At 32.0% G+C, this 14,569-nt stretch carries 15 protein-coding genes; 4 read left to right on the top strand and 11 right to left on the bottom strand.

Features of this window, described 5'->3' with window-relative positions; genetic code table 11:
* Position 1: 1 nt before the first annotated feature.
* On the bottom strand, positions 2-643 hold the full coding sequence (locus E4T68_RS01790; RefSeq protein ID WP_135123539.1) for a metal-dependent transcriptional regulator: 642 nt from the start codon (positions 641-643) through the stop codon (positions 2-4).
* A 171-nt stretch (positions 644-814) separates the two neighbouring features.
* On the opposite strand from E4T68_RS01790, the gene E4T68_RS01785 reads away from it, so the two are divergent.
* The 4 genes from E4T68_RS01785 (at position 815) to E4T68_RS01770 (ending at position 4,489) form a co-directional block, all read left to right on the top strand.
* Positions 815-1,738 (top strand): metal ABC transporter solute-binding protein, Zn/Mn family, encoded by a 924-nt coding sequence (locus tag E4T68_RS01785; RefSeq protein ID WP_135123537.1) that lies wholly within the window; start codon positions 815-817, stop codon positions 1,736-1,738.
* Between the two features lie 263 nt (positions 1,739-2,001).
* A complete protein-coding gene (locus E4T68_RS01780) occupies positions 2,002-2,763 on the top strand; it encodes a metal ABC transporter ATP-binding protein (RefSeq protein WP_135123535.1) in 762 nt (253 codons plus the stop codon).
* Entirely contained in the window at positions 2,763-3,629 is an 867-nt protein-coding gene (locus E4T68_RS01775) for a metal ABC transporter permease (protein ID WP_228099213.1), read from the top strand. Before E4T68_RS01780 ends, E4T68_RS01775 begins: the two co-directional genes overlap by 1 nt.
* Positions 3,629-4,489: a metal ABC transporter permease gene (locus E4T68_RS01770; protein WP_135123533.1), complete on the top strand. Its 861-nt coding sequence runs from the start codon at positions 3,629-3,631 to the stop codon at positions 4,487-4,489. The genes E4T68_RS01775 and E4T68_RS01770 overlap by 1 nt, the downstream gene beginning before the upstream one ends.
* A 151-nt stretch (positions 4,490-4,640) precedes the next feature.
* On the opposite strand, the gene mutS is transcribed toward E4T68_RS01770, so the two are convergent.
* From mutS to E4T68_RS09510, 10 genes are all read right to left on the bottom strand, one after another.
* Entirely contained in the window at positions 4,641-7,271 is a 2,631-nt protein-coding gene (gene mutS, locus E4T68_RS01765; RefSeq protein ID WP_135123531.1) for a DNA mismatch repair protein MutS, read from the bottom strand.
* The gene (locus E4T68_RS01760) at positions 7,264-8,223 is read right to left on the bottom strand and encodes a bifunctional oligoribonuclease/PAP phosphatase NrnA (protein WP_135123529.1); all 960 of its coding nucleotides are present in this window, start codon (positions 8,221-8,223) and stop codon (positions 7,264-7,266) included. Before E4T68_RS01760 ends, mutS begins: the two co-directional genes overlap by 8 nt.
* A gap of 51 nt (positions 8,224-8,274) precedes the next feature.
* Positions 8,275-9,588, bottom strand: a complete 1,314-nt coding sequence (locus E4T68_RS01755; RefSeq protein WP_135123527.1) for a DRTGG domain-containing protein — start codon at positions 9,586-9,588, stop codon at positions 8,275-8,277.
* A 131-nt stretch (positions 9,589-9,719) separates the two neighbouring features.
* Positions 9,720-10,067: a cysteine desulfurase gene (locus E4T68_RS01750; RefSeq protein WP_135123525.1), complete on the bottom strand. Its 348-nt coding sequence runs from the start codon at positions 10,065-10,067 to the stop codon at positions 9,720-9,722.
* Between the two features lie 14 nt (positions 10,068-10,081).
* Positions 10,082-10,231: a hypothetical protein gene (locus tag E4T68_RS09225; RefSeq protein WP_167753773.1), complete on the bottom strand. Its 150-nt coding sequence runs from the start codon at positions 10,229-10,231 to the stop codon at positions 10,082-10,084.
* A 220-nt stretch (positions 10,232-10,451) separates the two neighbouring features.
* Positions 10,452-11,051 (bottom strand): DNA-binding response regulator, encoded by a 600-nt coding sequence (locus E4T68_RS01745; protein WP_135123523.1) that lies wholly within the window; start codon positions 11,049-11,051, stop codon positions 10,452-10,454.
* Positions 11,048-11,827, bottom strand: a complete 780-nt coding sequence (locus E4T68_RS01740) for a sensor histidine kinase (RefSeq protein ID WP_167753772.1) — start codon at positions 11,825-11,827, stop codon at positions 11,048-11,050. The genes E4T68_RS01745 and E4T68_RS01740 overlap by 4 nt, the downstream gene beginning before the upstream one ends.
* Positions 11,828-12,332: 505 nt before the next feature.
* Positions 12,333-13,064, bottom strand: coding sequence for an ABC transporter permease (locus E4T68_RS01735; RefSeq protein WP_167753771.1), 732 nt, complete (start codon positions 13,062-13,064; stop codon positions 12,333-12,335).
* Positions 13,048-13,941: an ABC transporter ATP-binding protein gene (locus tag E4T68_RS01730; RefSeq protein WP_135123517.1), complete on the bottom strand. Its 894-nt coding sequence runs from the start codon at positions 13,939-13,941 to the stop codon at positions 13,048-13,050. The genes E4T68_RS01735 and E4T68_RS01730 overlap by 17 nt, the downstream gene beginning before the upstream one ends.
* Before the next feature lie 424 nt (positions 13,942-14,365).
* Positions 14,366-14,569, bottom strand: a 204-nt coding sequence (locus E4T68_RS09510; RefSeq protein WP_194185070.1) for a hypothetical protein, incomplete at its 5' end; no start/stop codon positions are given.

Genomic DNA, 14,569 nt, shown 5'->3' with positions numbered 1-14,569 from the left:
TCTATATAGTTTCTACAAAAATTTTTGAACATACTACATCACTAAAATCGTAGCGTTTATCTTCAAATATAAGCGTTGTCATTTTTGCAAAATCATTATGCTCAATCACTTCAATTTTGCTTCCGGTAGTAATATTGTATGCATCTAAAAATTCTACTAATTCTTGGCTATAATGTAAGCGTCTAATATAATAATAACCTGGTTCAACTTTATTTAGTGGAAGATGATCTTCTTTCAGTACTTCATCTTCTCTAGGAATTTTTCCACCGTGAGGACATGTTTTAGGATACCCTAATAATTTATCTAATTGGTTAATGAAATGATTAGACACACTATGCTCTAATATTTCTGCCTCATTATGAACCTCTGTTAATGAGTAGCCTAATTGTTGAATCAGAAACACTTCAATCAAACGGTGCTTTCGAATAACCTGAGATACTTTTTGCAAACCTAATGCAGTCACAACATATCCTTTTTGCACATTTTTTTCAATCAAACGTTCTGCCAATAACTTTTTTATCATTCCAGTTGTTGCTGGGGCAGATACATCCATATCATGTGCAATCAGCTTATTGCTCACTTTAGCTTGCTGCTTTCCTAGCTCGTAAATGCATTTTAAATAATCCTCTTTACTCGGAGACATATTATCCCTCCTATTATATAGTATTGTACCTTTATTTTAGTTCACTTCGGGTCTTTCGTCAATTAAAATTTTAAACTATTTTTTTGTTTTATACTTGACTATTTTTATTAAATTAATTATCATTAGCTAGTAAGTTAACTTACATTAATTTTTAGTTTAAAGGAGATTTATATGAAGAAGATTTTATCGCTTTTCACGATTTTATTCTTTCTATTGGCAGGTTGCCAAAACAATGCTACACCCACAGGACAAACATCGTCCAAAAAAACTGTTACAGTAACAACGTCATTTTTAAAAGACATGGCAAAACAATTAGCAGGAGATTTAATTGACACTGAATTAATCATTCCAGCCGGAGAAGATCCGCATTTATATACAGCTAAAGCAAGTGATTTAGATAAACTGAAAAAAGCAGACTTTGTATTTTACCATGGCTTACATTTCGAAGGAAAAATGGTTGAAGTATTAGAAAAAACTGGCGTTGCTGTCACAAAAGATTTTTCTAAAGATGATTTAGGTACATTTATGCAAGATGAGGAAGAAGTTGTTGACCCACATTTTTGGTTCAATATTAAGCTATATAAACTTGCAACAAGTACAATGTCAGAGGAATTGCAAAAATTGCTACCTGAACATAAAGAAACTATTCAGCAAAACACAAAAAAATATTTAGCTCAACTAGATGAATTAGATGCATGGAATAAAGAACAACTTTCTCAAATTCCTGAAGGTAGTCGGTATTTAGTCACACCTCACGATGCATTCAACTATTTTGCTAAATCATACAATTTAACAGTTCATGCTCCTCAAGGAATTAGTACAGCATCAGAAGTTGCAAATGCCGCAATGATTGAAACAGCTAACTTAATTGTGGATAAAAAAATCAAAGCTATTTTCTCTGAATCAACAACTAATCCAGAGCGTATGCAAAAACTAAAAGAGGCCGTAGAAGCTAAAGGTGGACAAGTAACGGTTGTTACTGGGGAAGGAAAAGAATTATTTTCTGACTCATTAGCCCCTGCTGGCGAAGACGGAGATACTTACATTGATATGTATAAACATAATGTATCATTAATTGTTAAGTATTTAAAATAATAATATAAACTGTATTTTGGGATATACTATTGTCATGAACAACGGTGTTCATGAGATGAAATATGTGCAACAAACTGTTACACTATCAAAAATGTAATTTTTGATAGTGTAACTTGTTTGAAAATGTCACACATTATTCAAAGTTCCATCCTAATTCTAAAACTAAACAATATTATATTGTCTACAATCATTACTATTTTTGGATAATTTTTGTGACACACTATGCACCAACTAAATATCATTACTTGAAAGGGAGATAATATATGAATATTATTGAAGTTAAAGACCTTATGGTCACTTATGGAGCTGTTCATGCTCTACAACATACTAATGTTAGTATCCCATTAGGCAGTAGAACTGCTGTTTTAGGCCCAAACGGAGCTGGAAAATCTACTTTAATTAAAGCAATATTAGGTATTGAAAGAATTGCTGAAGGACAAATCACACTCTTTAATGAGTACACACCCAATCACCCTGATGTGCAACAAAAAATTGCATACGTTCCACAAGCATCACAAGTCAATACACAATTTCCAACCACTATTTTCGATATTGTTTTAATGGGACGTTTTACATATACAAAGGGACTCTTAAGGCGACCAAGTAAAGAAGATAAACAGTTTGCCTTAGCTGCATTAGAAAAAATGGGACTAGCAGATTTAAAAAATCGTCACATTACAGAATTGTCTGGTGGACAAAAACAACGTGTATTTATTGCACGAGCTATTGCACAAAATGCTGAGTTATATATTATGGACGAACCACTTGCTAGTGTGGATATTAGAACTGAACAAATTATTATGGATACATTAAAAGAGTTTCAAGAACAAGGAAAAACATCTCTTGTTATTCATCATGATTTACATACTGTCACAAAATATTTCGATTATGTTGTTTGGCTCAATCAAACAGCTATTGCACAAGGACCAAGAGATGTTGCCTTTACACAAGAGGTTTATCAACAAGCATACCAACAATCAGGCACTTCTTTTATGGATATTTCTTCAGGTAAAGGAGCAAACTAATGATGGTCTCAATTTTATTTGATTATTCCTTTCTAACAGTAGTGATTGGAACAACGGTCCTTGCCATCGCTACAAGCATGATTGGAACACTCAGTGTCTTGACTAAGCAAAGTTTAATCGGGGATACTTTAGGACATGCCTCTTATCCTGGTGTTATCTTTTCATTTATGATTTTTCAAAGTCGTAATCCATTGCTATTAATGCTAGGTGCCATGTTTTCTGGCTATGTATCCTATTACACTGTTCATTTTATAAAAAATCACAGTAAACACTCCTACGTGAATGCTCTAGCACTTGTTTCCTCATCTTTCTTTGGGTTAGGAATGGTGCTTAAGAACTTTATACAAGGGCATGAAGCCTTTTCAAAAGCTACTCAAGCCGGGCTACAAAAATACTTATTTGGTCAAGCTGCTTTTATTCAAGCAGATGATGTGACACTTATTCTTACTGTGTCTAGTTTATGTATTATCTTATTTTTAGTATTTTATCAACGCTATAAACTATTCATATTTGATCGTACATTTGCTTTTATTAATGGAGTGCCTATTAAATTTTTAAATCATTTAACTACATTTATGATGATTTCTCTAATTGCAATAGGTTTGAAAGTTGTAGGAGCTATTTTGATAAGTAGTTTCTTAATCGCTCCAGCTATTACAGGAATTTTATGGAGCAAACATTACCATAAAGCATTAATCATTTCAGTATGTACCGGTGTCATCTCTGCTTTTGTTGGAACATATACAAGTTCTATCGTATCAGACTTGTCTACTGGTCCAGCAATAATTGTTGTTATGAGTTTAATTGCGATAACTTCATTTCTTGTTAAACTTAAACAAAGTAGCGGAAAAGGAGGGAAAGCATAATGTTTGAATTAATTCTTATTTTATCTTTTCTAGCTATGGCATGTAGTAGCATTGGGAGTATTTTAGTCATAAAAAACCAGTCTATGATTGCCGATGCTTTAGCTCATTCGGTGTTACTAGGGATTGTTTTAGGATTTTTTATTAGTAACAGTTTAGACTCACCATTGTTAATTATAGGAGCCACTATTTTTGGTGTCATTACAGTATCATTAATTAATACATTACTAAAATCTCCAAAAATCAATCACGATACAGCTACAGGAATGATTTTTCCATTACTGTTTTCTATTGCTGTTATTTTAATTTCAATGTTTGCTAGAAATGTCCATTTGGATATTGACATGGTACTCATGGGAGAAATTATTTTTGCAACATTAAATCGTGTTCAATTTTTAGGATTAGATGTTCCATATTCACTTGTCAAAGTTGTAATTATGTGCTTGATTAATGTCGGTTTTATATACTTTATGTATCAACGTCTACGCATCTTTTTATTTGATGCTACCCATGCTAAATTAGTTGGTATACCAATCAAATTTTTACAATTATGTTTAACCACACTCGTGTCCCTAACAAGTGTTATTGCTTTTGATACAGTAGGATCTATTACGGTTATTAGTTTATTTATTAGTCCAAGTTTAATCTCACTTGCTTGGTCTAAATCTTATAAACAATTAATTCTATATGGCTTTGGTGTGTCAATTTTGACGAGTGCAACAAGTGTTATGCTTGCTACACTATTTGATGTCACAATATCAGGGATGTATAGTTTTACGGCACTAATATTCTTAATCATTAGCATTATTTTGAAAAAAGTGCATACCTTAGCTCTTTCTACTAAACAACACATTAGTGAATAGCTATTTATCCAAATACAAAAAAGTCGTGTTGGTGAATGAAAAATTCACCAACACGATTTTTTATGATAATAGCATTTCTCCCCAAAGAGCAACATGCTATATTAAACATAACACATTATCTCATATCAATTTTAATACACTAAATGTTATGCTATTTGTAGCGCTGTTGTAACGCATATAATTTTTGTGTTACCTCAAAAGGTGTTAAATGATTAATATCAATCTCTTTTATTTGAGTAAGCAACTCTGTATAAGATTGCATGCTTTCATGTGTCAAGGTTTCTGATAATTTTGAATGATTAGCTAGCATGTGATTATTTGGCACATGGTTTGATGTAGGCACTATCTCTTCATCAAATAAACTAAGTTGTTCAGCATTAGCATGTAATTCTTTAGTCACATGTTTTCCACTTTCAAGATTTTTCAAAATATATCCGGCTTCATCAATTAAACTTTTAGGCAATCCAGCTAATTGTGCCACATGCAAACCATAACTTTTATCGGCAGGCCCCTCTTGAATTTGATGTAAGAAAATTAGTTGCCCCTCTTGTTCAACAGCTCCAACATGCACGTTTTTCATACCATTTAATTCTTCATCTAAGCGTGTCAATTCATGATAATGTGTTGAAAACAACGCTTTTGCTTTAACGTGTTTATGAACATATCTTAAAATTGCCTCAGCTAAAGCCATACCGTCATACGTTGCCGTTCCACGTCCAATTTCATCAAATAACAGTAAACTTTTATCTGTAGCGTGTCTTAATGCTTGATTGGTTTCCAACATTTCTACCATAAATGTACTTTGTCCTGAAATCAAATCATCAGCTGCTCCAATTCGTGTAAAAATACGATCAAACACAGGTAATTTCGCTTTATTTGCAGGTACAAAACATCCCATTTGACACATAATAACACTAAGAGCAACTTGACGCATATAGGTGCTTTTTCCAGACATATTTGGTCCAGTAATTAAAATTAAGCGATTATTTCCTAACATACGCAAATCATTAGCGACATACTTATCATTACCAATAATATGTTCTACAACTGGATGCCGCCCATATTCAATCTGAATATCTGTATTATGTTCATTTAATTCAGGTTTAACATAATGATAGTCTTCACTGACCTGTGCAAATGATTGTAAAACATCTAAACTTGCTACTTGTTTAGCCAATTTTTGTAATTCACGACTATATGTTTTTATATTTTCTCTAACAGCCACAAATAATTCGTATTCAAGTTGTGTTGATTTTTCTTCGGCTTCTAAAATCAATCGCTCTTGCTCTTTTAATTCTGGCGTAATAAAACGTTCTGCATTCGTCAAAGTTTGTTTACGTTCATACTGCCCCTCTTCCAATAAATGAAGCTGTCCTTTAGTAATCTCAATATAGTACCCAAATACTCGATTATAACCTATTTTCAAGGTTTTAATTCCTGTTTTTTCACGCTCTTTTTGTTGGAGTTCTGCAATCCATTGTTTCCCATTCGTCATAGCGTGACGATATTTATCTAATGTATCGTGGTATCCAGTTTTTATAATGCCCCCTTCGCTCAAGTTAATAGGCGCATTTTCATCAATGGATTGATGAATTAAATAAACAATTTCATTTAATTCAGGCATATTTTCTAAATTATCGTCCCATTCACCATTCACATTCATCATACTTAGCAAGTTTTTAAGCAATGGCACTTGAAGCAATGATTCTTTCAAGTGAATTAAATCTCGTGCATTGGCACTTCCAAACGACACACGAGCAACCAAACGTTCCAAATCATAAACAGATTTTAATCCTTGTACTAAATCCAAACGCTCAAAATAATGATGCATAAAATTTTCAACTTTTTGATGTCGCTTGGCAATAGCTTTAGGTGAAATCAACGGTTTTTCTAACCACGAACGTAATAAGCGTCCTCCCATAGCAGTCTTTGTCTTATCTAATAGCCACAATAAACTACCTTTTTTTGCTTTTGTTCGTGTTGCTTCGGTCAATTCTAAATTGTACTTAGCATTATAGTCTAGCTTCAAATAATGATTGACTTCATAGACTTGTACAGCTTGTAGATGAATTAATTCTCGTTTTTGCGTTCTTAAAATATAAGATAACAGTAGTTGAACAGCTTTTAATTGTAAATCATCACAAACATTATTCACCAAATTAGCTAAAGATGATGTATCCTCAAATTTTCCCTGTTGCGAAAACACATAAGAAAATTGCTGATTTAATCGTTTTACTAACAAATCTGGTAAAGGGGTATGATACACAAGTTCATGTACATCTATACTACTCAATTCAGTAATAAGTGTGTCTTCATCAGAAATAGTGGTCACTTTCATCTCACCAGTCATAACATCTACATAAGCTAAAATATAATCATTCTCATAGTAAACTACTGCTAAATAGTGATTTTCTCTATCATCACGATTTTTACCTTCTAATGCCGTCCCAGGTGTAATTACTTGCACAACATCTCGCTTAACCATACCTTTAGTCATTTTTGCATCTTCTAATTGTTCACAAATCGCTATTTTGTAGCCTTTATCAACCAACGTCTTAATATACTCTGAACTGGAGTGATGTGGCACTCCACACATTGGTACAGCATGTGCTGAATTTTTATTCCGACTAGTTAGTGTAATTTCCAAAACTTCTGAAGCGATTTTAGCATCTTCATAAAATAATTCATAAAAATCACCTAGTCTATAAAATAACAAACAGTCTTTATAGTTTTCCTTAATTGAGAAGTACTGTTTCATCATTGGGGTTACTGTTTCACTCATGTATGACTCCTTTAGCAATATATTGTGTAGCCACTTGATTTAGCTCATTAATAATACAATGGACTTCATTCAAATCTTTAGCATTTGCACCACTAGCCATTGGATGTCCACCACCATCATGTTGTTTGGCAATATGATGAATAGCTGGGCCTTTCGAACGCAGTCGACAACGATATATACCACTAGGTTGTTCTACAAAAATTCCCCAGCAAATAACACCTTCAACTGTTCCTGGTTGAGCTACTAATGAGGAAGTGTGCTCATCTATGGCAGCGAATTTTTTTAAAATGTCTTGCGATATAATACTATATGCGACACCTTGTGGAGTGATTTCTAAATGTTGTAATAAATATCCATTTAGTTTTGCAATATGTAGTGGTTTTGTAATCATTTGATAGTGGATTTTTGATGCCGAAAATTTAAACTGGCGTAAAAATGCAATGATTGCCATTGTTTTAGGAGTGGCATTTTCATATAAAAATCGACCAGTATCCCCAACAATGCCAATATATAACAAACGGGCTGTATCATCAGAAATGGTTAAAGACATTTCTTTAGCAAATGCCACAATAATTTCACTTGTACTACTAGCACTCGTATCCACATACTGAAGTTGAGCATAGTTATCAACTTCTGGGTGATGATCAATTTTGATAATAAATTGACCTAATTGATAACGGCTATCATCTATTCTTGGTGCATTAGCAGTATCCACAATAATCACCAACGCCTGCTGATACATATCATCTGAAATTGTGTCCATTCTCCCAATAAACGATAATTCATCAAGTTGACTCCCTACACAATACACATCTTTTTTAAAATTCTCTCTAATGAGTTGTGCCAATCCTAATTGGGTTCCTAAAGCATCAGGATCCGGTTTAACGTGTCTATGAATAATAATGGTTGAATAGTGTTGAATTTTCTCAATAATGTGTTTAAAAACTGTCATTCTTTTTATGTCCTACTTCTATTTATAATATACGTCAATTTACTCAAATGTTTATGCAATTTGATAAGAAACTAAGGCTTTTGCCATTAAACGATTGTCATTGTATACAGATACATCTACTTTCACGGCACGACGATTGGCATCTAAATCTTCACAAATAATATTTAATTTATTATCATTTTGAATTAATTTAAAATAATGCAGCTGCAAGTGTTCTAAAATAGCACCTTGCTTGTAAATTTCATACGTCATACGTTGGGAAGTTTCTGCGATAACTTCAGCCAATACTCCATAAGATAGTGTCCCTACACTGTTTAACATTTGTGGTTCAACTTGAAAAATATAATTCTTATAATTCGTATTATCTCCTGTATCTATATTTTTTATACTGGAAACAATTTGATCTTCAATCGTATTTCCAATTTGCGGCTGTCTTTGTGATAGTTGAATTGCTTTCATCACATCATGTCTTGAGATAATTCCTATTAACTGCATATTATCTTCAACAACTGGTAAAACATCTAAGCCATCCCAGATCATCATGTGTGACACACTAGCAATACTCATGTGCGTCTTAGCCACAACAGGTGTTTTTGTCATCACTTTCTCTATAGCATAATCGTCTATTCGACGAATAATATCCTTTGATGTTACAATTCCAACTAGACGTCCTTGCATGTTTACAACTGGAAAACGCGCATGATCTGTTTCTTGGCTTAGTTCACGATACTTTGCAACAGTATCTTCAACTGTTAAATATGCTGTCTTTTCTAAAGGTGTATAAATGGTTTCTACTAGCACAATTTCTTTTTTAATAAGATGATCAGACATAGCTCGGTTAATCAAAGTGGCTACGGTGAACGTATCGTATGATGTTGTGATAATAGGCAAATCCACCTCATTTGCTAAGTCAATAATCTCTGGGGTTGTTTCAAATCCTCCTGTAATAAGAACAGCAGCTCCGCTTTCTAATGCTAAACGTTGAACACTGATGCGATTGCCAACAATCATCAACGAATCAGGCATAATATATCTTAACATCGCATCTTCTTGCATGGCACCAATGACAAATTTATTTAAGTGCTTCATCAAGCCTTTTTTTCCACCTAACACAGTTCCTTCAACAATTTTTTCGACTGCTTCATAAGTCAAACTTTCAAAACTTTTAGATTGTTTTTTTTCAATGCGAATGGTTCCCACTCGATCAATAGTCGACACTAATCCTAAGCTTTCAGCATCTTTAATTGCTCTGTAAGCTGTCCCCTCACTCATTCGCATGTTTTTTGCAATTGAGCGAACGGATACTTTTTCCCCTACAGATAAGCTATCTATATATTGTATAATCATATCGTGTTTAGTCGGCATTTATCTTCCTCTTTCATCTGAATTTTAGTCATATCAATCGTAGTTAATTTAATGTGGTGTTATGCGTTTATACTAATATAAACGCATATAAAACCAATGGATTATTGATTTTATATGCGTCTATTTATGAATTATTCACTTACTTCTACTAACACATCTCTATCAACTAAGCCATCTAAAGTAAATTCAAATTTTTCAATAATTAATTCATTATTTGTCATTTTATATAAATCAATGGCAGTTAATCCATTTGCAGTGGTTGTGGATATCTTTAATTCTGTTAAATCTTTAGATACACTCACTTTAAGACGACAATTTTTTTTAGCACTTCCTATGGCATCTAAGTATCGTACTAATTGAAATGAGCCAGCTTTAGTCTCTTCAAATCCATTATCACGTAATGTATATTTTTTACATTTCGGGCTGATTGTAAATGATTTATTTAATCCTTTAATAAAAACTACTTTTGAAAACGACATATATATCTCCTTTATTAACGCATTTGTTCTACTTTTTCTTTAGAATAATCCACTATAGTTACAGATTCACTCACAACTGAAATAATGAGTAACACTGATAAAATAGCTAGACTGACCAAAAATGGTACGATTACTGTATCAAATACTAATTTATCTTGTTTCATCTCTTTGCACCTCATCATAGTCTTATTTATTATAACATAATTTTAATAAATGACACACCAAAAACGATTTATTTTCTTATTTATTTATCAATTCCTAAATATTAGTTTCTATGTATAGAAAGTCTAAATATTCCAAATACAAATGAAAGACTTTAATAAAAATTTGATTAACATAAAAACAGCGTGACAAACAAAAGCGTTCACACTGTTTTTTGATTTGTTAAATCCATTCGTTTTCTTTAGCAATACGAACAGCTTCTGTTCTATTTTTAGCATTTAGTTTTAATAAAATAGCAGAAATGTAATTTCTAATCGTTCCATTTGACAAATGCATTTTGGCAGCAATTTCATGATTGGATAAGCCTAAAGCAACTTCTATGAGTAATGCACATTCTTGTTGTGTCAATACATTATAATTTAAAACCATGCGTTCCATTAATTCTGGTGAATATTCTTTTTGATTAGCCAATACTTTCTCAATTGTTTTCATTAAATCAGAAATACTACGTTCTTTTAACACGTAAGCATCAACATCAAAACGAATAGCACGTTCAAAATAGCCTTTACGTTTAAATGTTGTTACCATGATAACTTTTATAGGCAACTGATTTTTTCTTATCCATTCTAACACATCTAATCCTGTTTTTTCAGGCATTTCAACATCGAGAATAGCTACAACAATCGCTTGATGCTGACAAACTTCAATCGCTTCTTGTCCATTTTTAGCTGTATAAACAACTTCCACATTATCTTGAAATAACAGCAATTGTTTGAGTGCATCACACAACATGCCTTGATCTTCAGCAACTAAAATATTCATTCTTTATCCTCCTCCATTAGAAAGCGTAATTGAACAAGTGTAGGATTTTTTAGTGATATAATCGTTGCACTCCCTTTTAAAATGACCATTCTATCTTTAACGGTATGTAACTCCTCTCCTGTTAAAGAGGAAAATCCTATTCCATTATCTTCCATTTCAATAATCATATCTTGTTGATCAATCAAAAAACGGATAGAACACTTTGTTGCTTGAGCATGTTTTAAGACATTGGTTCCAAGCTCTCTTAACACCATACTCAACATATCGCGATAATCTTTTGGTATGCGCTCAATGACATGTTCACCTTCAATGACTACACCTATTGAGGAATCTTCTAAAATATTTTTTAAAATGCTTAATTCATCATATAGATTACTTTGATATGACTGTTGAATAATATCTCGCACATTTTTCATTGAAGAACGTGATATATACATGATATCTTCTAACTCTTTTTTTAATTTTACATCATCTTTTTGACTTAACAACACTAAAGAGAGTTCACTCTTTACACTTAACATAGCAAAAACATGCCCCAATGTATCATGTAAATCTCGCCCAATACGATTACGTTCATTTTCAAGAAACAGTAAACGAATTGATTCCATTTTTTCTTTTCGACGTTTTTCTGATGCCATAAATATTTTTAACACGATAGCCAGCCCTATAGCAAAAATATGACAAATCAGGACAACAAACCAATCAAATGTACTAGAATGGATAAATGCATATAAATGAATGAAAAATAACTCACCATAAATACTTATCCACTTCAAAGATGTATAAGACTCGTCTGGAAAACGAAATGTCAACAAATTGGTCTGAAAAAACAGAAACATTGACATACTTAAATCCAAACAAATGGAGTATGTGACAATATAGACTAGTATATATATCCAACAGATTAACTCACAGACATGGTGATGGATATGAACTACACAAAGATAGGCTATAATAAAAAGAATCGTTGCCACTGCAACCAAAATAAAATAGTTTTCGTGATAACTTGTCAAAAAAGGGATAATTGTATAAATTAAACCTATATAATAGGGTAAATTCAATTTTATTTGTTTTAACATATAATCCTCTTTTCTATGAAATTGAACAACATTTAAACGAAGATAAAAGGCTTTAAAATATTTACTCTATTTTATTTTAAATACTTGTGTCCAGTATTATTTTCAATTCATATCACACTAATTTATATTCTATGTTAAATGTTTCCTACTCTAAAATATCTTTCCATAATTTTATATTCCATTATAACACATTATCTAACATTTATTTTACTTCACGCCTTTTTTGAATCACATAAGCAAAACTTAAACATCCTATTGTATATAAAAAAGTAACAACCAAGGCAGTCACATTAAGTGCTTTATCATTCAAAAATTCTATTACAAGATTATTCGTATAATACGTAGGGACAAACTTTGCAACTTGCTGCATCCATTCTGGAAATTGGCTTACCGGAATCCATGAACCTCCGAAAATAGCCAATACAAAATAAACGATATTCCCTACAACACTAACTAATTGAAATGAACGTAAACAATTTAAAGCTATTCCTACAGCAATATAAACCATACCTGTCATCAACAATAAACATACTGTTGATATTAGTTCAAAAGGTGTAAATACAATATTTTTCATAAAAATACCGACACTAAAGCAAACAATAATAGATAATAAATATCCAATTAGGACACGGCATATTTTAACCGTATAATAAGAAAATAACGCTATTGGCAAATGTTTAATGTGTATTATCCACTTGTTTTTCTCGTCTAATTTCAACATGTTAGGTAACGTAAATACCGCAAAACCACTCATACTAAATCCGGTCATCGTTACCAAATAGTTTCTAATCACTACTCTTTCTAGCTCTTTATCTTGAAACACCATAAAAGATGAAAACAAAAGAAAAAATAGAACAGGCATTCCGATAGAGAGCAAAAATGTTAATACATCTCGTTTAATTAAAAGATATTCCAATTTAAATAGTGCCTTCATGTTCTTCTTTTCCTCCTGACTGTTCAAATAAAATATTTAATAATGTTTTATTCGTCATTTCAATATCCTCTATTGGACAGTTTGCCTCCATGAGTTTATCCCAAACAATTTGAGGATTTTTGGTCATCAATTCTATATTGTCGTGCTTTTCTTTTATAGAAGAAACCTGCTCTATTTGCTCAAGACTAGACTTATACTTTGCAGGAATCGTAAAATGTTTTTCGCATTTTTGATGTCTTAGTGCATAAGGTGTCGTATCTTCAAGTAATTCCCCTTTATGCAATACTAAAATACGATCAGCTGTATGTTCAACTTCTTCAATATAATGTGAAGAATAAATGATTGTGACACCTTGCTGCTTTAATAAATTGATTATTTCCCAAAAATGATAACGCGTTGAAGTATCCATAAAGGCTGTTGGTTCATCTAATAATAACACTTTAGGTTTACCAATCAATGTGACTACAAAAGACAACAGGCGAAACTGTCCACCAGATAATTTCGTCATGTATTGATTTTTTTGTTCAACTGAAAATTTAAGCAAATGATCAATTTCTTCTGTTGTTAAACAATCCTGATAAATTTGTTGAAAAAAACGAATAAATTCACCTACTTTAATCGATTCCAAAGCTGTTTGTTCTTGCAAAAGCATCGCTATATCTTTTCTTAGATGATTAGTCTTTTCATTTATTCCTTTTATATTGATATACCCTGAATTTAATGCTCTGTCTCCTATTAAACATTCCAAAAGTGTTGTCTTCCCTGCTCCATTTTGTCCAATCAAGGCAACACATTCTCCTTCTTGAATGGTAAATGTCATAGGTTTCAAAATTTCTTTATTGCCAATTTTTTTACTGGCTTGCTGAACACTAATCATTGTATCTCTCCTTTTTCAATCACTTGGTACGTATAGATTATATTAAATGAGCCATTATGTGTAGTGTTCAAAATCATGATACCATGTGACTTTTGTCATACGGTGTTATAATTCCCTCTGATTACTACACTATATAAATTGATTATTTTTATCCAATTACTATCCTCTTACATTAACTATCTTTAATATGTTCACGTTTATTCATCAATCGGTAAGTAACAGTCGCATTGAAAAAACAGCACAGAAAACAGATTTTCCAAAATTTATACCATAAACACTAAAAAGAACATCTTGTTTCAAAACATTTAAATTTTTTATCATGTCTATCAATCCATTTAAATGTTCTCTACATATCATTATTTTTTCTTTGTTAGCTTAAAATATACCCCGTATAACTAACTCATTAAACAGTAGCAAATGGACATTATCCACCTATCAACGTACTAACAACTAAATACACAATTTTTTCGCCTAAGCATAATAAAAAAGCTGAAAAAAATCGGCTCTTCGTCAAATTATGTTGGTAAGTAAAAATTCCAGCAAATATTAAGTTGTTTTTTCTTAATAGGGCTAATTGTTTCTTTTCGAATCGGTATGCAGTTGTCAAGGTTTGTAGCGTGAGCGTGCC

The sequence above is a fragment of the Granulicatella sp. WM01 genome, assembly GCF_004570605.1.
Lineage (GTDB): Bacteria > Bacillota > Bacilli > Lactobacillales > Aerococcaceae > WM01.
Note: the sequence above shows the minus strand (reverse complement) of the source record. Positions and strands in the feature narration are given on the sequence as shown.

Coding starts and splice junctions, on each gene's coding strand:
- E4T68_RS01730 (WP_135123517.1), bottom strand. CDS start 13,941: ATGATTAGTGTTCAGCAAGCCAGTAAAAAAATTGGCAATAAAGAAATT.
- E4T68_RS01755 (WP_135123527.1), bottom strand. CDS start 9,588: ATGCCGACTAAACACGATATGATTATACAATATATAGATAGCTTATCT.
- E4T68_RS01785 (WP_135123537.1), top strand. CDS start 815: ATGAAGAAGATTTTATCGCTTTTCACGATTTTATTCTTTCTATTGGCA.
- E4T68_RS01750 (WP_135123525.1), bottom strand. CDS start 10,067: ATGTCGTTTTCAAAAGTAGTTTTTATTAAAGGATTAAATAAATCATTT.
- E4T68_RS01770 (WP_135123533.1), top strand. CDS start 3,629: ATGTTTGAATTAATTCTTATTTTATCTTTTCTAGCTATGGCATGTAGT.
- E4T68_RS01790 (WP_135123539.1), bottom strand. CDS start 643: ATGTCTCCGAGTAAAGAGGATTATTTAAAATGCATTTACGAGCTAGGA.
- E4T68_RS01745 (WP_135123523.1), bottom strand. CDS start 11,051: ATGAATATTTTAGTTGCTGAAGATCAAGGCATGTTGTGTGATGCACTC.
- E4T68_RS09225 (WP_167753773.1), bottom strand. CDS start 10,231: ATGAAACAAGATAAATTAGTATTTGATACAGTAATCGTACCATTTTTG.
- E4T68_RS01775 (WP_228099213.1), top strand. CDS start 2,763: ATGATGGTCTCAATTTTATTTGATTATTCCTTTCTAACAGTAGTGATT.
- mutS (WP_135123531.1), bottom strand. CDS start 7,271: ATGAGTGAAACAGTAACCCCAATGATGAAACAGTACTTCTCAATTAAG.
- E4T68_RS01780 (WP_135123535.1), top strand. CDS start 2,002: ATGAATATTATTGAAGTTAAAGACCTTATGGTCACTTATGGAGCTGTT.
- E4T68_RS01735 (WP_167753771.1), bottom strand. CDS start 13,064: ATGAAGGCACTATTTAAATTGGAATATCTTTTAATTAAACGAGATGTA.
- E4T68_RS01760 (WP_135123529.1), bottom strand. CDS start 8,223: ATGACAGTTTTTAAACACATTATTGAGAAAATTCAACACTATTCAACC.